This is a genomic window from Spirosoma arcticum, assembly GCF_054779955.1.
Genome location: NZ_BAAGXG010000005.1, coordinates 158,360 through 182,148, shown reverse-complemented (window position 1 = coordinate 182,148; position 23,789 = coordinate 158,360). Strand labels below are relative to the sequence as shown.

At 53.7% G+C, this 23,789-nt stretch carries 19 protein-coding genes; 18 read left to right on the top strand and 1 reads right to left on the bottom strand.

The genetic code is table 11. The features are described 5' to 3' along the window. Positions 1-2 precede the first annotated feature (2 nt). From ACYVHB_RS12935 to ACYVHB_RS12850, 18 genes are all read left to right on the top strand, one after another. Positions 3-305 (top strand): DUF952 domain-containing protein, encoded by a 303-nt coding sequence (locus tag ACYVHB_RS12935; RefSeq protein WP_461052159.1) that lies wholly within the window; start codon positions 3-5, stop codon positions 303-305. Between the two features lie 6 nt (positions 306-311). Then, positions 312-1,424: an efflux RND transporter periplasmic adaptor subunit gene (locus ACYVHB_RS12930; protein ID WP_461052158.1), complete on the top strand. Its 1,113-nt coding sequence runs from the start codon at positions 312-314 to the stop codon at positions 1,422-1,424. Then, positions 1,421-2,890, top strand: coding sequence for an efflux transporter outer membrane subunit (locus ACYVHB_RS12925; RefSeq protein WP_461052157.1), 1,470 nt, complete (start codon positions 1,421-1,423; stop codon positions 2,888-2,890). The genes ACYVHB_RS12930 and ACYVHB_RS12925 overlap by 4 nt, the downstream gene beginning before the upstream one ends. 89 nt (positions 2,891-2,979) lie before the next feature. Further along, the gene (locus tag ACYVHB_RS12920) at positions 2,980-4,065 is read left to right on the top strand and encodes a mannose-1-phosphate guanylyltransferase (protein ID WP_461052156.1); all 1,086 of its coding nucleotides are present in this window, start codon (positions 2,980-2,982) and stop codon (positions 4,063-4,065) included. Between the two features lie 152 nt (positions 4,066-4,217). Then, entirely contained in the window at positions 4,218-4,583 is a 366-nt protein-coding gene (locus ACYVHB_RS12915) for a helix-turn-helix domain-containing protein (RefSeq protein WP_461052155.1), read from the top strand. Positions 4,584-4,708: 125 nt separating this feature from the next. Then, positions 4,709-5,917 (top strand): parallel beta-helix domain-containing protein, encoded by a 1,209-nt coding sequence (locus tag ACYVHB_RS12910; RefSeq protein WP_461052154.1) that lies wholly within the window; start codon positions 4,709-4,711, stop codon positions 5,915-5,917. Next, positions 5,914-6,981: an SO2930 family diheme c-type cytochrome gene (locus ACYVHB_RS12905; RefSeq protein WP_461052153.1), complete on the top strand. Its 1,068-nt coding sequence runs from the start codon at positions 5,914-5,916 to the stop codon at positions 6,979-6,981. Before ACYVHB_RS12910 ends, ACYVHB_RS12905 begins: the two co-directional genes overlap by 4 nt. After that, on the top strand, positions 6,959-7,552 hold the full coding sequence (locus tag ACYVHB_RS12900) for a YdeI/OmpD-associated family protein (protein WP_461052152.1): 594 nt from the start codon (positions 6,959-6,961) through the stop codon (positions 7,550-7,552). Before ACYVHB_RS12905 ends, ACYVHB_RS12900 begins: the two co-directional genes overlap by 23 nt. 101 nt (positions 7,553-7,653) lie before the next feature. Further along, complete coding sequence (locus tag ACYVHB_RS12895) at positions 7,654-8,970, top strand: esterase-like activity of phytase family protein (protein WP_461052151.1); 1,317 nt, start codon at positions 7,654-7,656, stop codon at positions 8,968-8,970. 238 nt (positions 8,971-9,208) lie between these two features. Next, on the top strand, positions 9,209-9,847 hold the full coding sequence (locus tag ACYVHB_RS12890) for a gluconate 2-dehydrogenase subunit 3 family protein (RefSeq protein ID WP_461052150.1): 639 nt from the start codon (positions 9,209-9,211) through the stop codon (positions 9,845-9,847). A 78-nt stretch (positions 9,848-9,925) separates the two neighbouring features. Further along, positions 9,926-11,647, top strand: coding sequence for a GMC oxidoreductase (locus ACYVHB_RS12885; protein ID WP_461052149.1), 1,722 nt, complete (start codon positions 9,926-9,928; stop codon positions 11,645-11,647). Between the two features lie 175 nt (positions 11,648-11,822). Next, the gene (locus ACYVHB_RS12880; RefSeq protein WP_461052148.1) at positions 11,823-12,434 is read left to right on the top strand and encodes a hypothetical protein; all 612 of its coding nucleotides are present in this window, start codon (positions 11,823-11,825) and stop codon (positions 12,432-12,434) included. Between the two features lie 66 nt (positions 12,435-12,500). Further along, a complete protein-coding gene (locus ACYVHB_RS12875; protein WP_461052147.1) occupies positions 12,501-13,889 on the top strand; it encodes an ATP-binding cassette domain-containing protein in 1,389 nt (462 codons plus the stop codon). A gap of 323 nt (positions 13,890-14,212) precedes the next feature. Continuing rightward, positions 14,213-16,375, top strand: coding sequence for a T9SS type B sorting domain-containing protein (locus ACYVHB_RS12870; RefSeq protein ID WP_461052146.1), 2,163 nt, complete (start codon positions 14,213-14,215; stop codon positions 16,373-16,375). A gap of 160 nt (positions 16,376-16,535) precedes the next feature. Beyond that, entirely contained in the window at positions 16,536-19,001 is a 2,466-nt protein-coding gene (locus ACYVHB_RS12865) for an OmpA family protein (protein ID WP_461052145.1), read from the top strand. 95 nt (positions 19,002-19,096) lie between these two features. Next, a complete protein-coding gene (gene ispE / locus ACYVHB_RS12860) occupies positions 19,097-19,903 on the top strand; it encodes a 4-(cytidine 5'-diphospho)-2-C-methyl-D-erythritol kinase (RefSeq protein ID WP_461052144.1) in 807 nt (268 codons plus the stop codon). 178 nt (positions 19,904-20,081) lie between these two features. Continuing rightward, complete coding sequence (locus ACYVHB_RS12855; protein WP_461052143.1) at positions 20,082-20,690, top strand: cytochrome c oxidase subunit 3; 609 nt, start codon at positions 20,082-20,084, stop codon at positions 20,688-20,690. A 95-nt stretch (positions 20,691-20,785) separates the two neighbouring features. Beyond that, positions 20,786-22,762, top strand: a complete 1,977-nt coding sequence (locus ACYVHB_RS12850; RefSeq protein ID WP_461052142.1) for a M1 family metallopeptidase — start codon at positions 20,786-20,788, stop codon at positions 22,760-22,762. A 59-nt stretch (positions 22,763-22,821) separates the two neighbouring features. On the opposite strand, the gene ACYVHB_RS12845 is transcribed toward ACYVHB_RS12850, so the two are convergent. Further along, on the bottom strand, positions 22,822-23,760 hold the full coding sequence (locus ACYVHB_RS12845; RefSeq protein WP_461052141.1) for a 3-oxoacyl-ACP synthase III family protein: 939 nt from the start codon (positions 23,758-23,760) through the stop codon (positions 22,822-22,824). Positions 23,761-23,789: the final 29 nt, after the last annotated feature.

Genomic DNA, 23,789 nt, shown 5'->3' with positions numbered 1-23,789 from the left:
TCATGGACACCATTTACCACGTCGTTCCCGCCGAAACCTGGGCAAAATTTGACGGTGAACCGATATACGCAGCGGATAGTTTAGAGAGCGAAGGGTTTATTCACCTTTCGGAGCAACACCAGGTAGCCGGGGTACTCAGTCGGTATTACCGAAACGTGCCGGGCTTACTGCTTCTGCACGTCGACCCGGCTAAACTGACTCATGAACTCCGGTATGAAGAAGCTGCTAACGGCGACCGTTTCCCGCATGTGTACGGTCCGGTTAACAAAGACGCCGTGGTAGAAATTGAAAAAATAGTCCAGTGAATACCTATGAAAATTCTTAAAATCATCATTCCTCTGCTGTTGCTGGTCGCGCTGTTCGTTTTTGCGGGCGTATTGCCCCGGATGCGCAATGCCAGCCAACTGAAAGAGGAGGCCAATGCCGAAAAAAGTCGTGATCCCATCGTCAACGCCGTACCGCTCAAGCAAGCATCCGACACGACCGGTCTGACTTTACCGGGACAAATTCAGCCGTATCGTCAAACGCCCCTCTACGCCCGGACGCAAGGCTTTCTGCGTCGATGGTACGTCGATATTGGTGCTCAGGTGAAACAGGGGCAGCTTTTAGCTACCATCGACGCCCCCGAGCTCGATCAGGACATTGCCCGCGCCAAAGCCGACCAGCAACTCGCCCAAAGCAACCTCGACCGGTTGGAGAGCGTCAAACTCCCTGGTGCTGTAGCCACGCAGGACATCGACACTCGCCGGTCGGGCGTGGCGGTGGCCAAGGCTAACCTTGGCCGGTTGCAGGCCTTGAAAGATCTTCAACTGGTACGGGCGCCGTTCAGTGGCGTTATTACAAGCCGGACGGCCGAGAACGGTAACTTAGTTTCGCCGGGGTCGGGCCAGCCGCTGTTTACGATCTCGGAATTAGGGACGTTGCGGGTGTTTGTCGATGTGCCGCAGACATATTTTCGATCTGTTAAAGTGGGGATGCCCGCCACGGTTATTGTTCCGGAGTTGAAACGGACGCTTTCCGGTAAAGTCGTTCGTACATCAGGCGCACTACGGAGCGATTCGCGGACGCTGCTGGCCGAAGTCTCCATTCCTAATCCAAAGCAGGAACTGCCGTCGGGCCTGTTTAGCCAGGTGAAATTCGACATGATTTCAACGAACGCGCCGGTTTTGATTCCAGCTAATGCCCTACAAATCACTCCGCAGGGACCGCGCGTGGTGGTGGTTGAATCGGATCAGCACATTCGATTTGTGCCGATTACGCTCGGCCGCGACTACGGCACCACCATCGAAGCCGTCACGGGCCTGACCGGTCAGGAGCGCGTCGTAACTAACCCCAACGACCGACTGCGCGACGGTCAGAAAGTGCGCTTTCGGAAAACAAACGTGGCCCCGGCAGTTGCCGCAAAAACCATAGTCAAGCGATGAGGGAGTTTTTAGTGTGTGGTTTGTGGTTTTTAGTGTGTGGTTGGGCGCAAGCGCAGACCGCGCCCGTCTCGCCAAGCGGTGGGGCCGTTACGCTCCAGCCCGGTGCCGGAACAGTACAGCCATCAGCTACCGCTGCAAACGCAAGCGTGGAGTCATCAGCTACGGCATCTGGTGCCGCCGGGTTGCCGACTGCTGATTTATTCGTAAGTGGGTTCAATCGTTTTGCCGACCCAACGCTCGAATCGCTGATTCAGTTGGGCATTGCCAACAGCCCCAACTTGCGGGCTGCGTTGAGTCGGCTGGAAGAAGCCCGCGTTCGGGTCCGGATCGCGCAGTCGTTTTTGCAGCCATCCATCCGTAGTTCGGCCCTGATTACAACGCAGAGTCTCTCGGAGCACCGCCCCATTGCTATCCCCACGGCCAGCGACCGGTTGCCGCGCTTTCAGCTAAGCACGTTTCAATTCCTGCCCGTCGATGCAACGTATGAACTGGACCTGTTCAAGCGCATCCGGGGCGGCATCACCGTAGCTGATTTACAAGCGCAGGCCTCCGACGCTGACTACCGGTCGTTTCGACTCACCTTAGCGTCAGACATTGCCCGTACGTACTTCCTCATCCGGGGTAACGACGCGGAACAGGCCGTCTTTGCGCGGAACCTGTTGGCTCGTGACACCACGCTGTCTATTCTGCGCGAACGGTTCCGGGTCGGGCTGATTAACCAGATCGACGTGCAGCGGGCCGAAACCGATTTCGCCGGTTTGCGCGTGACGCTGAAAGGACTGCAACGCGCCCGCACCGAACTGGTCAACGGACTCGCGCAACTGTGTGCGCAGGACCCAACGGCGTTCACGGTGGCGCCCGGTACGTTGCCCGCCACGACGCCGACATTTCCGTACGCTAACCTAACAACCGATCTGCTCGGGCGTCGGCCCGATTTGCAGCAATTTGCCCGGCAGATTCAGATTGTTGATGCGCAGGCCGTTGTCCAGCAGGCAACCACCCGCCCGCGCGTAAACCTGATTGGGTCGGGGGGATTGTTGTCGGGGCGGTTTGGGCCGTGGTTCGCGCCCAGCAGTGCCACCTATTTAGTCGGCGTCAATGCGTCGGTGCCGCTCTACGAAGGCCATCGCAACCGCGAGTTGGTTGCCTTAGCGCGGCAACAGGTTCAAACCGGGCAGCAAACCTACCAGCAGCAACTGCAACTGGCCCAGCGTGAAGCCGAAACGGCTTTGGATAATCTTGCACTGCTTCGCGAGCAGATCGGTTTGCAAAATCAGACCATTGTGCTGGCCCGTCGAACAGAGCAGTACAACCGAGAACTGTATGTTCGGGGCTTGGCTACTTACCTTGAAGTACTGGATGCGCAACGCACCATTCTGACCAATGAACAGCAGTTGGTGCAGCTTCGCACCCAGGAAGCACAATTTGCCGTAGCATTGCTGCGGGCCGTGGGCGGAGACTGGTGAAGATTGCGCTCGCAACAATCCTGACCTTTTGGGGTTCAGATGGGTAAGAAAAGAGCAAATTTGCAGCAATATCACTTCCTTCAGTACCAATGAATCATACGTATGTTATTATCATGGCGGGGGGCGTCGGAACGCGGTTCTGGCCCTTTAGCCGGACGAGTTACCCCAAACAGTTCCACGATGTGCTCGGCACCGGTCGGACGCTGCTCCAACAAACCGCCGACCGCTTCGAGGGCGTTTGCCCGTCGGAAAACATATTTATTGTCACCAGTACGCTGTATAAAGACCTCTGCCAGCAGCAGTTGCCCCAACTTGCCGACGACCAGGTACTGTGCGAACCCATTGCCCGCAATACGGCCCCCTGCATTGCTTACGCCTGCTATAAAATTGCCCAGCGCGATCCTGAGGCCAATATCGTCGTGGCTCCTGCCGATCACATTATTTTAAAAGAAGAGGAGTTTAAACGAACCATCCGCACGGCGCTCGATGCCACTCAGGAACAGGATGTTCTGGTTACGCTGGGTATTCAGCCCAGCCGTCCCGACACAGGTTACGGCTACATTCAGTACGTTTCGGATGCGACTGATGAAGAAAACGGCTCGGAGGTTCGCAAAGTGAAGTGCTTCATGGAAAAGCCTAACCTTGACTTGGCCCGGCAGTTCATCGACAGTGGCGAATTCGTTTGGAACGCGGGAATCTTCGTCTGGAACGTGCGGGCCATTAGCAAAGCCTTTGAAACCCACCTGCCCGAAGTAGCTGAAATTTTTGCCGAAGGGAGTGACGCTTATTACACCGACCGCGAGAAGGCGTTCATCGACAAAGCGTATTCGCTCACCGGAAGCATCTCCATCGACAATGGCATCATGGAGAAAGCCCATAACGTGTATGTCGTGCTGAGCGATTTTGGGTGGTCAGACCTCGGCACGTGGAAATCGCTGTACGAAGCATCGGATAAAAACGCCGACCAGAACGTGGTGGACGGGCACGTCATGCTCTACGACACAAAGAACTGCATCATTAAAACGCCCAAAAACCGGCTCGTAGCGATCAACGGCTTAGACGGGTTCATTGTGGCCGAATATGATAACGTACTAATGATCTGCCGTAAAGAAGACGAGCAAAAAGTCAAAGCCTTCGTTGCCGACGCTAAAGAGCAGGGCGCGCAGTTCGTGTAGTGGATTATAGACACTGGTTAATTAGGTTGTAGCCCCCATCGCTATGAGGACACAGCGACGGGGCTACAACCTAATCACTTAATACAAATTAGAGCGTTGCGCTTGTGGGTTGTAGGGGAGTTTAGGTCATTGTGCCTTCACCTCAAAGACGAATGAAAATAACTAATTGGGACGAGCATAGAGCAGCGCTAAGTGATCTTGATAAGCTGATCGCGGCAGGATTTGAAGGAGGTGCCCAGCGTGAAGCACAATTCTCTAAACTGGCTATATCAGTTGAAGCTTTCGAAAATAGCATTCCGCTCATGCCTATCCGCGTACCGGAAACACTACCCGGTATGATTCATATCAAGATGGCGGAAAGAAACATGAAGCAGAAAGAAATGGCTCAATTTCTGGATGTATCCATGGCTCGTTTCTCTGAGGTGATAACCGGCAAACGGCGCATTACGATTGATTTAGCTAAGAAGCTCCACGAACGGTCAGACATCAGCCCGGAGTTCATTCTGAAAACCGCTTGACCGCTGTCTGTATCACTCTACCGCTCGCTCAACTTCTTGTCCCTGAGTTAGTATGAATTAACCAATGCAACGTTTAACTTTGTAAAGACCACTTCGTCTGGCCAATTCTAAAACGGCGCTTTGTTATGACTACCTTGACCCGCTTCATCGCTTTTACATTTCTGTGCCTCTTTGGCGTGTTGGTCGCCGTTGCACAGCCCAACGTGCAAAAGAAAATCCAGACCGACCTGATTATGGCCGACGATGGGGCAGTCATCGAATTGCCCGCCGGTACGTTTGTGCTCACGGGTAGTCTGTCGTTGCAGGACAAGAACAACATTACCATCCGGGGAGTGGGCGAGGGCAAAACGGTGCTGTCGTTCAAAGGGCAGACCGAAGGAGCCGAGGGGTTACGCATCACGAACGGGAAGAACATTGTCGTTGAAAACCTGACTATTCAGGATACCAAGGGCGATGGTATAAAGACCATGAATGTGCGCGGCATCACCTTCCGCAACGTACGCACCGAGTGGACGGGCAACCTATCGGAAAACAACGGCTCCTACGGGTTGTACCCAGTACAGTGCGACAATGTGCTGATCGAGAAATGCACGGCTATTGGCGCGTCGGACGCGGGCATATACGTGGGGCAGTCGCGGAACATTGTCGTGCGCAACTGCGTGGCGTATCATAACGTAGCGGGCATCGAAATTGAAAACTCCATCGGGGCCGACGTGTACCAAAACGAAGCCTATCAGAATACAGGCGGTATTCTGGTGTTCGACCTGCCCGATCTCATCCAGAAAAAGGGCGGTAACGTGCGGGTGTATGACAATCACATCCACGACAACAACCTCGAAAATTTCGCGCCCAAGGGAAACATTGTGGCGAAAGTGCCCGCCGGTACGGGGGTGCTGATTCTGGCGACGAGTAATATCGAACTATTTAAGAACCGGATTATTAATAATAAATCATTTGGGACAGGGATTATCAGCTATCACGTAACCGAAGAAGCCATCAAGGATAGTCTCTATAACCCGTATCCGGCTAATATCAGCATTCACGACAATGAGTACCAGCGTCAGGCGGTGCATCCAACCCACAAAGGCCGCATGGGTCAGATGTTTCAGTTCAAACTACGCTTTGGCAAAGACGTTCCCGACATCATCTGGGATGGTATTGTGGATGGCAAGGCCGTCGGCCGCGCTCCAATCCTGTGTTTGCGCAACAATAAAAATGCCCGCTTCGCGAATATAGACGCCGGTAACAATTTCAAAAACGTTTCGCGCGACCCGGCCCCGCATACCTGCGAACTTCCCGCGCTCAATGCCGTGGGGTTGAACTTAACACGGTGAGAACACTCAGCTTTATCTTGTTTTCGGGCTTATTTTGTCTGCTTCTGCTGGCCTTCCGGCCGGAAGAAACAACGCGCGTGGCTGCCCGGCAGACGTTGTCGGAATACGGATTTTTCGCGGGAAAATTAGCCGACCAAATGCCCGCTGAAGGCGTTGTGCCCTACCGACTCAATACACCGCTGTTCTCGGATTACGCCGAAAAACTCCGGTTTGTCAAGCTACCCGCTGGCCAGACAGTGCCATACAACGCGACGGAAGTACTAAATTTTCCGGTCGGTACTACGCTCATCAAAACGTTTTATTTCCCGAACGACTTCCGCGATGCCAGTAAAGGCCGACGCCTGATGGAAACGAGGCTGCTCATTCATGAAACGGCGGGCTGGAAAGCCTTCGAGTATGTGTGGAACGACGAGCAGACCGAGGCCGTACTTGAAGTAGCGGGCGACCGCAAACCCGTTACGTACGTTGACGCTGACGGCCGTAGTCGCCAGCAGGAATACATAATTCCGAACCTGAATCAGTGCAAAAGCTGCCACAATCGGGCCGAAGTGCTGATGCCTATTGGTCCCTCGGCCCGGCAACTTAACGGTGATTTAGCCTATTCGGGCGGTGCTGAGAATCAGCTTATTCACTGGCAGAAGGCAGGCTGGCTGACGGATATGCCTACGCTGACCGATGTGCCCCGTGCGCCCGTCTGGAACGATCCCCAAACGGGCAGTCTGGATGACCGCGCCCGCATCTGGCTCGACATTAACTGCGCCCACTGTCACCGCCCCGATGGTCCCGCCAGCACGTCAGGACTGAATCTAAGTATCCACGAGCATAACCCAACCGCCTGGGGCATTATGAAAACACCCGTGGCCGCCGGGCGCGGGTCGGGTGGTCGGGGGTACGACATTGTACCGGGTCGTCCCGATGAGTCGATTCTGCTGTATCGTATGGAATCGACCGATCCCGGCGTGATGATGCCCGAAGTGTCCCGTAAAGTCACGCACAAAGAAGGGGTTGCGCTCGTTCGTGAGTGGATAAAATCATTGCCTAATGCCACCAGCAACGCCCATTGAGGCCATCCACGCGCCAACCCGCGCCGACTGGCGGCATTGGCTCGCCGATAATCACGCGACGGAAAAAAGCGTTTGGCTCAAAATTTACAGAAAAGATGGTGATACAGGTAGTGTGACGTATGCAGAAGCTGTGGACGAAGCGCTCTGCTTCGGGTGGATCGACAGTTCAGCTAAAAAAGGCGACGATCAGTACTACTTGCAGTATTTTACCAAACGAAACCCCAAAAGCAATTGGAGCCGGGTTAATAAGGACAAGGTCGAAAAATTAACGAAAGCCGGTCTGATAACTGACGCGGGACAGGCGATGATTGATCTGGCCAAACGAACCGGCACATGGACAGCTTTAGATGAGGTTAACAACTTGATCAGTCCGCCTGATTTGCAAGAATCGTTAGACGCTAATCCGACCGCGAAAGGGTATTTCGACAATTTTCCCCGTTCGGCGAAGCGCGGTGTTCTGGAGTGGCTGCTCAACGCTAAGATGCCCGCCACCCGCGCTAAACGCATTGCCGACATTGTGGCAAAAGCTGAACGGAACGAACGAGCGAACCAGTACACTCCGAAACGTTAACAATCCCTTCATAACTCATGCTGTTAGGGTAACGCTGGCGTAACAGACCGACCCGAATTTTGCAGATTCTCCTATACTACATTCTGAGAAGAGAATCAATCATGAAGTACGTATCCCTTTCACGACCCGTGTTCGTCGTCACGGCCATTGCGCTATTGACGACTGCCTGCCAAGATCACCAGCTAATTTCTACACCGGGTTTGCCTGCCGTTGTTGATGCTACCAATCCCGGCACCTTTCTGCCCGCTATCCTGACGACGGTTAACGGGGTCTTGGTGTCCAACGGTGGGTTCGGTTCGGCTATTGCCGCCGACCCCAACGACCCCGGTGCCTTTTACATGCTTACTGACCGAGGGCCGAACATTGACGGCACTATCGCTAACTCGAAAGTGTTTGCCAAACCCGACTTTGCCCCGCAGATTGGTAAGTTTCGGGTCAAGAACGGGCAGATGATGCTGGAAGCGATCATCGAACTGAAAAACAGTGCAGGTGGTAAACTTAATGGTCTGCCCAACCCGGCTAACCAGGGCAGCACCGGGGAACTGGCGCTTGATCTGAATGGCAACACCATCGCGCCGAGTGTCGATGGGCTTGATTCCGAAGGGCTGGCCGTTGCACCGGACGGTACGTTTTGGGTCAGTGACGAATATGGACCGCACCTGGTTCATTTCGATGCCAGCGGCCGGACCATCGAGCGCATCAATCCGTTCGGCAGTGGCACGGGCGGGCGCACCATACCGCTGGTTTTTGCCACCCGGCGGGCCAACCGGGGTATGGAAGGACTAACGATCACACCCGATGGGAAAATGCTGGTTGGTATCATGCAGTTTCCGCTCTACAACCCATCAGCGGCAGCAGTATCTGGCTCGTTGGTTACGCGGATTTTGACGTTCGATATTGCTACCGGAGCCAATAAGCAGTTCGTGTACCTTATTGAGCGGGCTAACCTACAAGCTAACAGTGAAATTACGGCCATCACCAACACAACCTTCCTGGTGCTCGAACGCGACGGTGAATACGGCACCGATGCCAATAAAAATACGCTCTTCAAGCGCGTTTACAAAATTGACCTGACGGGTGCGACCGATATTTCGGACTTAGCTAACAGTGCTAATGGCAAACTATACGGCGGCAAAACGGTGGAAGAACTGAAAACAGCGGCTGTGTTGCAGACCAATGGTGTTACACCTGTCAGCAAGACGCTGGTGTTGGATCTGGCATTGGAAACGTCGCCGGTCTATCCGCATGATAAAGCAGAAGGTTTAGCCCTTATCAGCCCAACGTTGCTGGCAGTTGCCAACGACGATGATTTTGGCGTTGTCGGCGTCGGTACGTACACGGCCAAATTGCTCCCCGCTTCCAACACAATCGACCGAAACCGAGTGTACTTCGTTACGTTGAAGACAGCCGTAAAATAAATGATTTTATTTATGATGCGCTTCTGTAGGCAAGCTAACCCGCAACGCGCACCTATGAGCGAAAAATGGGCTGCTCCTGTTTATAAGGAGCAGCCCATTTTTCGCTCATAACTCTTTCGCGTATTTCCGGGTTATATCGCAGATCTGCATCTCAGAAACAGACAATTCAGTCATTGAATGTTATATATTTGTATTCTTTTGCATCGTTCTAACTGAAATTATAACTCGCTCTACGCTCATGAACAGAAGAGACGCCCTTATGCGGGTAGCCGCGTTAACTGGTGCCACATTGACGCTGCCCGCGCTGGCAGATACCTTGGAAGCGTCGGCGGCCCGGCGTACCCTGACTGGTAAGCCGGTCTTCTTTACGGCCGACCAGGACGCAACGGTTGCTGAACTGGCCGATACCATTATTCCCACAACCAGCACGCCCGGTGCAAAAGCCGCTAAGGTGAACGAAATCATCGACGTTATTTTGAAAGACTGCTACAAAGAAGCCGATCAAAAACGATTCCTCGAAGGGTTGGCGCAAACCAATAAACTAAGTCAGGATGCGTACGGAAAAGCATTTGCCCAACTCGACGCCACTCAACGAATCGACATCGTGAAGAAGCTCGAAGCCGACGCTAAACAGCAGAAAGCCCAACAGGCCAGTATGCAGACCGCCGGTGCTCAGCCCGACGCGCAAATGCCCAGAAACCGGGGCCGGGGGGGAGATCGCAATTCACCCTTCTTCACAATCCTGAAAGACCTGACCCTGACGGGCTACTTCACCTCCGAAATCGGTTGTACGCAGGCACTTGAATACGTAGCCGTTCCGGGTCGCTACGACGGTTGTGTTCCGCTCAAACCCGGTCAAAAGGCGTGGGCTATTTAAATTAGTTGTAAGTCGGTAAGTAGCTGACGCGAACGATTACTTACGACTTATGACTTTATGACTCTTAAGACTACAATCATGAATCTCAATATAGACGCTAAAAAAGAAATGACGTACGACGCAATCGTCGTAGGGTCGGGTATATCGGGTGGCTGGGCAGCTAAAGAGCTGACGCAAAAAGGCCTGAAAGTGCTGATGCTGGAGCGTGGTCGCGATATCAAGCACATTGAAGGCTATGAAACGGCTACCAAAAACCCGTGGGAATTTCCGCACCGGGGTCGAATCACCACGCTGGCGGCTGAGGAATACTGGGCTAACATGCGCACCGGTTACACCGCTAACGAAGAGTGGCGGCACCACTTTGAGAACGATAAAGAAAACCCGTACCTCGAAAAACCAAACCGGAAGGTAGACTGGATCCGTGGGTATCACGTGGGTGGCCGGTCGCTGATGTGGGGACGGCAAAGCTACCGCTGGAATAAAGAAGACTTCATGGCAAACGGCAAAGAAGGTATTGGCGTCGACTGGCCGGTTCGCTACGAAGACCTCGCCCCCTGGTACACTTACGTCGAAGGGTTTGTGGGCGTATCGGGTAGCAAAGACGGATTAGACGTATTGCCCGATGGAAACTTCCAGCCAGCCATGCAGATGAATTGCGTGGAGAAGGAAGTGAAGGCCCGTATTGAAAAGTCGTTTGGTGGCCGCAAAGTAACGATGGGCCGTACGGCTCACTTAACCGCGCCTAAGCAGCAGCATTATGACCTCGGCCGGGCCGCCTGTCAATTCCGGAATCAGTGTATGCGGGGTTGCCCGTATGGTGCTTATTTCAGCACTCAATCGGCCACCTTACCCGCAGCCGTAAAAACCGGCCGTCTGACGCTCCGCCCCGACTCAATTGTGTCGGAAGTATTGTATGACGCGACGAAGAGCAGAGCGACCGGCGTACGGATCATCGACCAAAATACAAAGCAGGTTCGCGAATATTACGCCCGCATCATTTTCCTGAATGCGTCGGCCTTCGCCAGCACGTCCATTTTGATGAATTCCAAGTCGAGCCGTTTCCCGAACGGGATGGGTAACGACTCGGATCAGCTTGGTCGTAACATTATGGACCACCACCTCGCCGTGGGAGCTTCCGGCACGTTCGACGGTATGGAAGATCAGTACTACTACGGTCGGCGGGCCAACGGTGTCTATGTGCCACGCTACCGGAACTGGGCGGGCGACAAGCGCGATTACGTCCGGGGCTTTGGCTACCAGGGTGGCGCGGGGCGCGGAGGCTGGAACCGGGGTAACGGCATGGACGGTTTTGGAGCCGATTTCAAAGAGAGCCTGACCACCCCCGGCCCCTGGACAATGAGTTTGGGCGGGTTTGGCGAGATGATTGCCGATCCGAATAACCGCATGACCCTGTCTGACCAGAAAGACAAGTGGGGGTTGCCTGTAATACTGTTTGACGCGGCTTACGGCGAGAATGAGAAGAAAATGCGCAAGGACATGATGAACGACGCGGCTGAAATGCTTGAAGCGGCCGGTCTGAAAAATGTGACACCGTACAACGATGAGTCCAAGAACCCGGGCATCGGTATTCACGAAATGGGTACCGCCCGTATGGGACGCGACCCTAAAACGTCGGTTCTGAACGCACATAACCAACTTCATTCCGTCAAGAACGTGTTCAATACCGACGGGGCCTGCATGACTTCAGCCTCTTGCGTGAACCCGTCGCTGACCTACATGGCCCTGACTGCCCGTGCGGCCGATTTTGCCGTGAAGGAAATGAAGAAGACCAATCTGTAGATTAACTTTGATTAATAAAAACAGACAGCTACACCAAGTGGTTGTCTGTTTTTTTTTGGGCTTGTGCGTCCGTAAAGGCAGTTTTTGCATCAATCGGACAAGCAAAAGATAACAATTTTGTGGAAGTAGTGTTATAGAGTAGAATGTCAAGTAATTGATAACAAACGACTCAACCATGAAAAAAGTGATTATGATGGGCTGGATGCTGGTAGCTGGCATGGGCCTAAGTGCAAATGCACAAACAACGAACTCAACAACGGGTTCAGGTTCAACTGGTACAACGACGGGTTCAGGCTCAACTGGATCGACGACAACGGGCACAACCAACCCAAGCTCGACTGGCACCATGAACAATGGTACGAACACAGGCACGTCGACTGGTACTTATCAGACTCAACCGCCAGCCACCGGCACTCAACCGCCGACCACTGGCACGACCGGTACCGGTACAACGGGTACGGGAACGATGGGCACAACGGGTAACACCGGCACGACGGGTTCAGGAACGATGGGTACGACTGGTACCACCGGAACAGGAACTGTGGGTACAACGGGTTCAGGGACTACGGGTACCACTGGCACGACGGGTACGGGAACAACCGGATCTTACTCGACAGGTACGGGTACAATGAACAGTGGTACCACGACTACGACTGGTACATCGGATTCGATGAATACAACGGACCGGACCAACAGCGGATCGACTGATAACAAAACGCGCCGTACGAAGAGTAAGCCATCGCGCTCATCTTCGACATCGACCACTACGACTCCTCCAGGAAAGTAGGTTGGGAGTAGCTGATAACGAGAACCGGGTCATTACCTTTATACGAAGGTAGTGACCCGGTTTTTTATGGCTGAAAGAGAGGTTCTGGTCGACCTGAACGATGCAACTGTCAGGCGAAATGGGCAACGAATTCTGGATAACGTATCGGTTCAGATTCGGTCGAATGAGTGCTGGGCGGTAGTCGGACCGATGGGTAGCGGCAAAACATCACTGCTACAGGTGCTGGCCGGTCAGGTGTCCCTGTCGGCAGGTGCGCTGGTGCGGCATTCAGCCGCCACTTTTGTCTCATTCAGGGAGGAATCGCGTCAGTTTTCGTATGGGCACTATTTCTATCAGCAACGCTACCAGGCCACCATAAGTGATGCTGGCCCGTCACTGCGTACCTACCTGAATTACGCAGGACTGCTGGCGGATGAGAGCCTAATTGAGCAGCTTGGTCTGGTGCCAGTACTCGATTTGTCGTTTCTGAAATTATCCAATGGGCAAACGCGTAAAGCCCGAATTGCCAAAGCGTTACTGCAACGGCCTGCTCTGTTACTGCTCGATAATCCATTCGTTGGCCTTGATGCTGCTTCCTGTGCCGATCTGACCATTTGGCTAAGCACACTAATCAGGCGGGATACAACGCTTGTTCTGGTAACCAAATCTGACGACATACCCGTCTTCGTAACGCACGTTCTGAGCCTTGGAGGAGTTCCTTGGGCAGGCGCGAAGCAATTCTACAAAGCCCCGGCAAACATCCACAGTAGCCCACCAATACCTACGCTGCAAACGCCAGCAGAACCGCTGGAGGCTACGGACGTTTTTCAGCTAAACAACGTGACTGTTCGCTACGGTGAACGGTTACTTTTGAGCGGGTTAACCTGGATCGTTCGAGCAGGCGAGAAATGGGCACTGCTCGGACCAAACGGAGTTGGCAAGTCGGTGTTGCTAAGTTTGCTGTACGGCGACCATCCGCAGGCTTACGCCAACGACGTTCGTGTGTTTGGCCACCGGCGCGGAAAATCAGGGGAGAGCATCTGGACCGTGAAACGCCGGATTGGGTTTGTCTCACCCGAACTACATCTGTACTTCCCGCAGCATCTCACCGCCCGGCAAGTAATTCTCACGGGTCTGACCGACACGCTCACTGTACCCGTAGCGATTTCTCTCGTAACGGAAATCGATTTAAATGCACTGACGCTGTATTTTGGGGTGACCGCTTTACTAAGCCGCTCCTTCGGGACACTGTCGACTGGCGAACAGAGACTGATGCTGTTGATTCGGGCATTGATCAAAAATCCACCAGTGCTGCTGCTGGACGAGCCGTTTCAGACATTTGATTCCCACCATATTCAGTTGGCCCGGCAACTGCTTGACACGCTACTTGAAAAAAGCCTGCTTTTTGTGACTCACAACCAACGAGAACTGCCTGATAGTGTGAACCAACTATTCAGATTAAGCCGCATTAATTAAAAATGATGCCCGTTGGATATACCATATTCTACCTGCTGTTGCGAATGCTTTCTTTTGTTAAATAATCTACGTTAAGAAGTGACATATCTTGAATTCTGTTGTCATAACAGACAAAAGCAGACAGGAACGTGGGTGTTACACTGGCATGATTTATGTCGCAAAGTCGGACTGCTTTCTACGGGTATCTGAACGAACGGGTCACTGGGTTGCCGACTGTAATATGGAAGTTAAACCAGACAGCTTGTTCCCAACAATCGGGCCGATTCACTCAAAAGATGGCTTGGCATGATATTGGTCGCATTCGTTACGGTTGGTACGAGCTCATGGAAAAAAGATTACTGAAGAAGTTTGCCTGGATGAATGGCTGGCTCTTGGTGGGGCTGTTGACAACAATGCGGGTTCTGGCCGGTGTTCAGCCGCCATCCGATTCATGCCAACATCCGAAGCCGCCCGTCATTGTGGGGTCGGCAGGCACGATCTGCCGGTCTGAAACAGTGGCGCTAACCGCCACGGGTTGCGCGGGTACGGTTGTTTGGTCTACCGGCGAAACAGGCAACCGAATTCTGGCTCAGCCTCAGCAGAATACTACGTACACGGCCATTTGCCGCGCCCGCCAGGGCTGTATCAGTTGTTTCGCCGATGGCTGGAAAGTAATCGTCAACACACCGGCGGTTCCAACGGTAACTCCTTCCACGGCGCTCGTGTGCGCAGGCGATGCCGTAACACTAACCGTCGCTAACTGCCCCGGAACTGTTCGCTGGTTGGTTCCGGGCAAAGCCCTGTCAAGTACGAATTCATTCTGGACCGACCGGCCCCAGCAAACGACCGCGTACCAGGCAACCTGCGAACAAAACTCGTGCATCAGCGACCCATCGGCAACCGCGCTGGTTCAAATTGCGACGCCTGCCATACCCCTTGTTTCCATTGATAAAAACGAGTTATGCGCCGGTCAGACCGTTCGGCTCACAGCCTCCGGTTGTATGGGTACGGTTCGCTGGTCAGACGGAGAAAGTGGCCTGGTCCGAACGGCGTTGCCCCACTACACGACGACGTACCGCGCTATTTGTCAAATCGGCTCGTGCCGCAGCGACAGTTCAGAAACGATATTGGTGACTGTTCGGTCAGCCGCGCAATTACAGCCATTAGCAACCACGCTGGCCAACGGGTGTCCGTTTCAAACCGCTGATTTATCGAAAACCATTGCTGAAGATGAATCCGCGCCCGCACCCGGTTATCACTATGTGTTCCGAACGGAATCACGGCCCGATGGGCCTACCGTGCAGTCACCGGGAGCCGTCACTGCCGGTACGTATTACATTTTTGGGCGTAGTGCTGACGGGTGCTATACCGAACCCGTGACGGTAGCGGTAACCATCAGCCCGTGCGCGAACGCCATTCCCGTCTGCCTGAGCAATCCGGCTGCGCTGGTTGCCCAACTCGATACCCTGAACTGGGCAACGGGTGTCGTGCAACTGCGAGGGAAACTGAGCGGGTTTGCCACGGAAGCCAACTGGCGGAGCAGTGGCGATGGCCTGTTTACCGCTTCGGGTCTGAACGTCCGTTACCTCTTGTCGGAAGGGGACCGGCAGCGGGGGGCAGCTACGTTCTCGCTCACTACGCCCGACCCCGACGGGGCTGGACCCTGCGTGGGTGCGACATCCCGGATTGTAGTAGCGGCTCCGGTCAGGCTGCGCGAGGTCATTGGCCTCAGCAAACAGGTGAGCGCTCCTGTTTGGGTAACTCAGGGCAGCAGCCGCCTGATTGAGTTGACCTACCAGGTAGGGGTTGAGAATATGGGAGAGAGCGTACTGACGAACGTGCAGGTGTCCGATAATCTGGACGTGGCTTTCTCGGCGGTTGGTGCACAGGTGCAGTCCGTGAGTGTTCGGGCCGACAGCGGTCTGGTGCTCAATCCGGCCTACACGGGGCGTGGGGCCGATACAATGCTTGTTTCGGACGGTAAGTTAGCCGTTGCCAGGCGCGGCAACATTTGGCTAACGGTTCGCTTAGATGTTAGCCGGGCCACTACCCTAACGTTTCAGAATCGGGCTGCCGTTGAGGCCCTCGACGTGACCGGAGCACGACAGCGTGACCGCTCTGCCGAAGGAAGCAGTGCTGACCCGGACAAGAACGGAACTCCCACCGATAATAATGAACCGACCCGCGTAACACTACAGTCGCTGCAACCGGACGGCGACGAAGCGGTTTTTATTCCGGAGGGATTTTCACCCAATAACGATGGTATCAACGACCGGTTTGTGATTCAGCGCGTACCGGCTGGGCTTACAATTCGACTCGAAATTTACAACCGGTGGGGGCACGTCGTCTATGAGAATAGTGACTATAGAAACGACTGGGACGGAACCGCCAACCAGGGTATCAGTGCAGGCGGGTCGAACCAGAGCCTGCCCGATGGAACCTATTACTACCAGGTACGTCTTAGCGACGGTCGGGATTTTACGCGCTTCCTGACCCTGGTTCGATAAAGGCGGGGGAGCAGGTTGGTTGGGCATTGAACTGCTCAACCGATGTGCGAACGGGACAATGATTTTGGGCGAATTTAGGGGCCGGATAAACACGGAGCAGTCGCCTGCGGGAGAGGTAAGTATGACATCGATGTGTAGAAATTGGGCAAGGCAAATTGGAGTGAGTCTATTACTGTGTTTAAGCGGCCTGACCGCCTGGGCACAGGTCGATTCGCTGTTGCAGCAGGCAGATCGACTGCTTAGCTACAAAGCCTACGGCCGTGCCATTGACACATACACACAACTACTGACCAACCCGGACAATAAATTTACTCCGGCTCAAAAATCAACGATTCAGGGGCAACTCGCCAATGCGTACAAGCAAGTGGGCGATGGTGTCAGGGCAGAACGCTATTACCGGGAATCGTTAACCGCTGATTCCACTGATAACCCGCAGCGAATCCTGAATTTTGCCCAGACACTGGCGGGCAACGGTAAATTTCAGGAAGCCCAGCAGCACTACGAACAGTATCTATTGCAGAAGAGTAAAGTGATTCCGCGACGCCCCGTAACACCAACACCATCGGCGGGGTCGACAGGTGACCCGAAAGGGACGGTGCGCTACCGACTCGATTACTTAGCCCTCAACTCGCCGGGCGAAGAGTTTAGCCCTGCATTTTATCAGGACGGTTTGGTTTACGTATCCGGCGGCAAAGGTAAATCGATCATTGAGACATCGGGGCGGGGGAGCGGGGGGGACTATCTCGATCTGTTCTATGCCCCAAACCGAAACAGCCTTAGAATCAAGAGTACCATTAACGCCGACGGAGTTGCCAGTAAGGTCAGCGCTGCTCCCACTAAAACTGGCTGGCAGATTGGTGCCGATGAGTACAGCCGCCCCACGGCCAACGACTCACATACCGTACCGGATTTTGACGGAGGTATCAACATCTCCGATGGATTGGGGTATGAAAGTCGGCCAGCCCAGGTCGGATCCGCTCAAACCGGGTCAGAAAACACGGCGCAGCCGCTCAGTAAAACGCTTAATTCGAGATACCACGAAGGCCCGGCAACGTTTTCGCGCGATGGGTCTCAAATTATTTTTACGCGTAACAACTACAGCGAAGGCCGTACCAGCAAGAGTGCTGAAGGCGTCACAAAACTTAAATTATACATGGCTCGTCAGCAAAATGGCGTTTGGACTGATGTAACGGAATTGCCTTTTAACAGCAACGAGTATTCGGTGGGGCATCCGACGCTGAGCCGCGATGAGCAACTGCTCTTTTTTGCGTCTGATATGCCCGGAGGGCTTGGTGGCACTGACCTGTATGTCAGCCGCTACCAAAATGGAAACTGGGGTCGCCCGGTCAACCTTGGCGAAGACATCAACACCACTGGTAATGAGTTGTTCCCCTACGTGGATGATGCTGGGAACCTGTACTTCTCGACTGATGGCCGGAAGGGTCTTGGTGAATTAGACATATTCTTTGCTACCGTGACTACCCTGGCCACCGGCTTGATTGTAGAATCCGTTGTTCATCTGGATGCTCCAATTAACTCGCCCCAGGATGATTTCGGCCTGATAACGGACGTTAGCCGACGGGGGGGGTATTTCAGCAGCAACCGGCGCAATGGCAACGACGATATTTACCGGTTTCGGCGGGAAAGTTCGCTTTACGGGTGCCGCGATCTGACGCTCCGTCTCTATGACAGCGACACCGATGCTCCGTTGGACAGCGTTAGCGTGCTGATAAAGGCGAAGGGGGAGGGTCAGGCCGATCAAACGATGCTTACCGGCAAGGACGGCTTTGTGCGGCTCTGCCTCGAAAGTGACAACGATTTCATATTTCAGTCCAGCCGCGATGGGTACATGAACAGCACGGTTGGTTTCACTACCCGGTTTCTGACGGATGATGAGCCTACGCAGCTCGAATTAGGCCTGATGAAGCCGATAGCTGAAGTCGATACGATTTCGGCGGAGGTGAAAGAGGTCAATCCGACAGAATCACTGACGCGGTCCCGCATCCGGGGCGTGGTGGTTAGTGAGCACTACCGTCGGCCCATTCCGGGCGTCACCGTCCGGCTCCGCAACGAGTGCGATAACACCCAGCTTGAGTATGTTACCGGACCGGATGGACGCTATTCGTTCGACCTGGTCGAGGGTTGCGATTACACGCTGATTGCGTCTAAACCCGCGTTTGGTACGAACACCAACAAGATCAAACGACTCACCCCGAAAGCCAAACCAGATGTACTCTCCGCCGATTTGCGGATGCTCAGCGTGGGTGATGTAGTCACGATTGATAATATCTACTACGATCTCGACCGGTTCAGCCTTAGATCCGATGCCGCCCGCGAACTGGACAGGTTAGTGGCTACCATGCGTAAGTATCCTTCACTAATTATCGAAATTCGGTCGCACACCGACAGCCGGGGCACTGCTGAACAGAACAAATTACTATCGACCCAACGGGCCAAAGCCGTTGCTAATCTGTTGGCCGCCAAAGGAATCAGCCGTCGACGGATGGCGGCAATCGGGATGGGAGAATCGCAGTTAGTCAACAATTGCACTGATGGCGTAATCTGCACCGACGCCGAACACCAGCGAAACCGCCGGACGGAGTTCAGGGTGGTCGATATAAAATAAGATGAATGAATAATCGGGGCCGCCCGTGCGGTAAAATGGACAATGAATAATGCTGCTCGTGCCATTGTTCATTTTTAATTGTTCATTATTCATTTATGATCTCTTTTCCCAACGCCAAAATCAATATTGGGCTGCGCATCACCGAAAAGCGCCCCGACGGGTTTCATAACCTGCAGTCGTGCTTTTATCCGGTCGGGTGGAGCGACGTGCTGGAAGTAATTCCATCCGATGCGTTCGGTTTTAGCAGCAGTGGTCTTGCCATTCCCGGTGCCGCCGACACAAACCTGTGCGTACGGGCTTACAACCTGCTGAGCGCCGACTTCGACCTGCCGCCCGTTCAACTGCATTTGCACAAAATTGTGCCCATCGGTGCAGGCTTAGGTGGTGGTTCGGCCGATGCCGCCTTTACCCTCACACTGCTGAACGACCGGTTTAACCTGGGTATAGACGTAGCATCGCTGGAAAATTATGCCCGACAGTTAGGGAGTGACTGTGCCTTTTTCATCAAAAACCAACCGATATACTGCATGGGGAAGGGTGATGTATTTGAATCAATTGGCATTGATCTACGGGGTTATTACCTGCTGTTAGTCTATCCAAACCTGGCTATTTCTACCGCCGAAGCCTACGCAGCCATTCGGCCTCATCAACCTGAAACGTCTCTGCGTAATCACTTGCAGGCACCCATCGACACCTGGCAAAAAACCGTTTTCAACGATTTTGAAGACAGCCTGTTCCCTCACTACCCGATTCTGGGTCAAATTAAGCAGCAACTCTATGAATTGGGGGCCGTGTATGCCAGTATGAGCGGCTCTGGATCAACGGTGTACGGTATTTTCAACGCGCCCATTAACCGCCCAAACCAATTTTGGAATTACAGCGTTTGGCAAGGGAAACTTTGATTCAGTTTGTAGTTTGTCGTTCGTTGTTCCTCCGGTCAGCTTATACCGGCTGTCATACGGTTTTCATCATACGCTGGTCAACTACAAATCCCGGAATGCCGGACCACGGCCCGTCCGCCGACGGTCGGCCGCTGCCGTGCGGTACCGAGGGAACCGCATAAACTACAAACTCAGCCGAATGAGCAACTTTGTCACGAAACGGCGGGAGCCGTTTCGCTTCATGATTTGGTTAGGTATTGCCAGCAGCGTCATGCTGTTTACAATCCTTTTAGTCACGTACGTCATTCGTCGCAGCGCGTCGGACTGGATCGATGTTAAATTGCCCAATGTATTTTTGGTCAGCACGGTGGTCATTGTTCTGAGTAGTCTCACGTTGCACAATGCGAATCAGGCTTTCCGGCACGAGCGCTTCGACAGCTACCGTACAAATATGGCCACAACGCTGGTGCTGGGCACCTTGTTTATGCTTTTGCAGGGCTGGGGCTGGCGGCAGATGATCCGGTCCGGTATTGGGTTAACGGGCAATCCGTCCGGTAGTTTTGTGTACATCATCTCCGGCATTCACTTGCTTCACATTCTGATCGGGCTGGTTTTTATCGTTATCGTGTTGGCCGAGGCCCTGCGTCGCCGACCTTATGTCGACTCGTTTGTCTACAGCGTTAACCCCCCTAATCAGCTAAAAATCCGTCTTATTACGCTCTATTGGCACTTTGTCGATGTGCTCTGGATCGGCTTGTTCATCTTTTTGGTTATTCACCACGGTGTTAACCTGCGCTTCTCGCTGTGACGGCAGGATTGATTTTATGGCTTGGATGACCGTGTAGTATCCGTTTTTGTCCGCTTGTTTCGTTATTTGTGTAAAAATCGTTTTGTAAATACTTCATGAAGAAAATTGCACTTTGGGTGGGTTTCTTGGCGCTTAGTCTGACGTCCCTCGCTCAAACGACCGGACCCGTCTCCACACCGTCTCCTGGATCTAAATACGATCCTCTTGCGCTGTTTCATCCCCTGTTCAACATGCAACCGGGCAATGACTACCGAACGGGCAGCGGGTCTCCCGGTCCGCGTTACTGGCAAAACCGGGCCGACTATCAGATCAACGTCAGTCTCGACGATCAGCAAAACACCATCACCGGCGACGTAACGATTACGTACAAAAACAACTCGCCGGAGGTGTTGCCTTTTCTGTGGCTTCAACTCGATCAGAATGCCTTCAGCGACACATCGCGCTCGGCCCGGACAACACCGGTTACGGGTGGCCGTTTTGGTAACGTAGGCTTTGCGGGTGGGCTGAGCATCACGAGTGTAACGACCGAACAGGGCAAAGCTAAATTTGCCGCTACGTCCTACGAAATTACCGACACCCGGATGCAACTGCGCTTGTCTGAGCCGGTGAAGCCCGGTGGCGAGATAAAAGTGAAGGTCGCGTATTCGTTCAAAATTCCTGAGTACGGCTCAGATCGAATGGGTCAGTTGACCCGCAAAGACGGCATTATTTACGAAATAGCGCAGTGGTATCCGCGCATGTGCGTTTATGACGACATCGAAGGCTGGAATGTGTTGCCCTACCTGGGCGCGGGTGAGTTTTATTTGGACTATGGCGACTACGAATACGGCATTACCGTGCCCTGGGATCATATCGTTGCCGGTTCTGGCGAGTTGCTGAACCCGAACGAGGTGTTAACGCAGGAGCAGATCAAGCGCCTGGCACAAGCTCGCCAAAGTGACAAAACAGTTATCATTCGTGGTAAAGACGAGGTACGGGATGCCAATACGCGTCCAAAAAAGTCGGGTACGCTGACCTGGAGATTCCGCTGCCTCAACACCCGCGACGTGGCCTGGGCATCGAGCCGGGCATTTGTATGGGATGCTGCCAAAATGAACCTGCCCAGTGGTAAGTCGGCGCTGGCTCAGTCGGTGTATCCGGCCGAAAGTGCTACCAACGATTCGTGGGGCCGCTCGACGGAATACGTGAAGAGCTGCATCGAATTTTACTCAAAATACCTCTACGAATACAGCTATCCAGTGGCCACTAACGTGGCTGGTATCGTGGGCGGCATGGAGTATCCGGGGATTGTGTTCTGCGACCATAAAGACAAACGGGATGCGCTCTGGGGCGTTACCGATCACGAGTTTGGCCACAACTGGTTTCCCATGATTGTGGGGAGCAACGAGCGTAAATTTCCGTGGATGGACGAAGGCTTCAACACGTTCATAAATACCCTGTCTACCGCTAATTTCAACAAAGGAGAATACAACCGGGAGCGCGGTACCATGCACGACATTGCGCCCGCCCTGTTCGCGCCCGCCGAGCCGGTTATGACCATCCCCGACGTGCAGCAACCCCGCGTCCTGGGTACGCTGGCGTATTACAAGCCGGGTATGGGTCTGAAAATCCTTCGCGAGTCGATTCTTGGTGCTGAACGCTTCGACTTCGCCTTTAAAAACTACGTTAGCCGCTGGGCGTTTAAACATCCAACGCCCTACGATTTCTTCCGAAGTATGGAAGACGGAGCCGGGGAGGATTTGGGCTGGTTCTGGCGCGGATTTTTCTACGAAACCTGGAAATTGGATCAGAGCGTTCGGGACGTGAAATACGTAAACGGCGCAGCCGACAAAGGGTCGTTGATTTCGATTGAGAACCTCGAAAAATTAGCGATGCCCGTCACGGTTGAGGTAACCGAAATCAATGGCAAGAAAGGCCGTGTGACCCTGCCGGTCGAAGTGTGGCAGCGGGGCGGCACCTGGACGTTTCGCTACAACTCGACCTCGGCCCTGAAAACCGTCGTTGTCGACCCGGACGAAAAACTCCCCGATGTCAACAGCAAAAACAACACTTGGCGGGCCGAAGCACAGTGAGACAAAAGTCGTAAGTCAACAGCCGCAAACGTTAGCCACTTGTGACTGTTGACTTACGACTATTTTTCTATCAGCATCGCCCCGTACGAATAACCGCCCCCGAAAACGGTAACTACAATGCGCTGCCCTTTTTGGAATAAATCCCACTGCTCCGACAGCGCAATGGCGCAGCCTGCACAGCCCGTATTGCCCAGTAACTGAATGTTGGAAATGAGCTTTTCTTCGGGCAGGCCGAGCGTGTTCATCACGTTGCGCGAGATACGGAGATTTGCCTGGTGAGGTAGTATGTAGTCTACGTCGGCAAGAGTCAGGCCGCAGCGCTCAAGAATTTGCAGGCTGGCTTTGGGCATGTACTGACAGGCGTTGATAAATACGTCGCGGCCAAACGGCATGGCAACGCCCCCTTCGTTGGGTTTCATCGTAACCGCCGTCGTTGCCTTAGCCGTGTGAGCTGCTCCGCCCGTTAACAAGGCTTTGACAAAGAAATCGCCTTCACCCTGACGCTCTTTTGTTATCAGCAGGGCCGCAGCTCCGTCGCCCCACAAATGGCCCGATATCGTATCCTCGTCGTTGTTGTAAGCCGTATTATGCTCCGACACGATGACCAATGCCCGGTCGGCTTTGTTGAGTGCGAAATAACCTTCGACCACTTCAATAGCGTTGAGCAGCGACGAGCAGGCGGTTGACACGGAGATAACGGGAATGTCGGCGATGCCAAGATGATGCTGCGCTTCGTGGGCGAGGGAAACAATGGTGTCGTAGGGCGTGTAGGTAGCCCCAACGATAAGATTTACCGTCGACAGATCAACTTTTTCCTGGAGCCGCTGAATCACGTCGATTGTCATGGTATTGGTATTCTCACCGGGAGCGGCTTTGCGTCGCTCTTCGATACCAGTACGTTCAATTATCCAATCGTTCGATAAGCCGTTGAGCCGGGTAAAATGTTCATTGCCGACTACCTGCGTTGGCAGATAATGGCTTACTGCATGAATATACATCAGGCGGAAAAGTAAGGCTAACGTGGGTA

Coding starts and splice junctions, on each gene's coding strand:
- ACYVHB_RS12935 (WP_461052159.1), top strand. CDS start 3: ATGGACACCATTTACCACGTCGTTCCCGCCGAAACCTGGGCAAAATTT.
- ACYVHB_RS12930 (WP_461052158.1), top strand. CDS start 312: ATGAAAATTCTTAAAATCATCATTCCTCTGCTGTTGCTGGTCGCGCTG.
- ACYVHB_RS12925 (WP_461052157.1), top strand. CDS start 1,421: ATGAGGGAGTTTTTAGTGTGTGGTTTGTGGTTTTTAGTGTGTGGTTGG.
- ACYVHB_RS12920 (WP_461052156.1), top strand. CDS start 2,980: ATGAATCATACGTATGTTATTATCATGGCGGGGGGCGTCGGAACGCGG.
- ACYVHB_RS12915 (WP_461052155.1), top strand. CDS start 4,218: ATGAAAATAACTAATTGGGACGAGCATAGAGCAGCGCTAAGTGATCTT.
- ACYVHB_RS12910 (WP_461052154.1), top strand. CDS start 4,709: ATGACTACCTTGACCCGCTTCATCGCTTTTACATTTCTGTGCCTCTTT.
- ACYVHB_RS12900 (WP_461052152.1), top strand. CDS start 6,959: ATGCCACCAGCAACGCCCATTGAGGCCATCCACGCGCCAACCCGCGCC.
- ACYVHB_RS12895 (WP_461052151.1), top strand. CDS start 7,654: ATGAAGTACGTATCCCTTTCACGACCCGTGTTCGTCGTCACGGCCATT.
- ACYVHB_RS12890 (WP_461052150.1), top strand. CDS start 9,209: ATGAACAGAAGAGACGCCCTTATGCGGGTAGCCGCGTTAACTGGTGCC.
- ACYVHB_RS12885 (WP_461052149.1), top strand. CDS start 9,926: ATGAATCTCAATATAGACGCTAAAAAAGAAATGACGTACGACGCAATC.
- ACYVHB_RS12880 (WP_461052148.1), top strand. CDS start 11,823: ATGAAAAAAGTGATTATGATGGGCTGGATGCTGGTAGCTGGCATGGGC.
- ACYVHB_RS12875 (WP_461052147.1), top strand. CDS start 12,501: ATGGCTGAAAGAGAGGTTCTGGTCGACCTGAACGATGCAACTGTCAGG.
- ACYVHB_RS12870 (WP_461052146.1), top strand. CDS start 14,213: ATGGAAAAAAGATTACTGAAGAAGTTTGCCTGGATGAATGGCTGGCTC.
- ispE (WP_461052144.1), top strand. CDS start 19,097: ATGATCTCTTTTCCCAACGCCAAAATCAATATTGGGCTGCGCATCACC.
- ACYVHB_RS12855 (WP_461052143.1), top strand. CDS start 20,082: ATGAGCAACTTTGTCACGAAACGGCGGGAGCCGTTTCGCTTCATGATT.
- ACYVHB_RS12850 (WP_461052142.1), top strand. CDS start 20,786: ATGAAGAAAATTGCACTTTGGGTGGGTTTCTTGGCGCTTAGTCTGACG.
- ACYVHB_RS12845 (WP_461052141.1), bottom strand. CDS start 23,760: ATGTATATTCATGCAGTAAGCCATTATCTGCCAACGCAGGTAGTCGGC.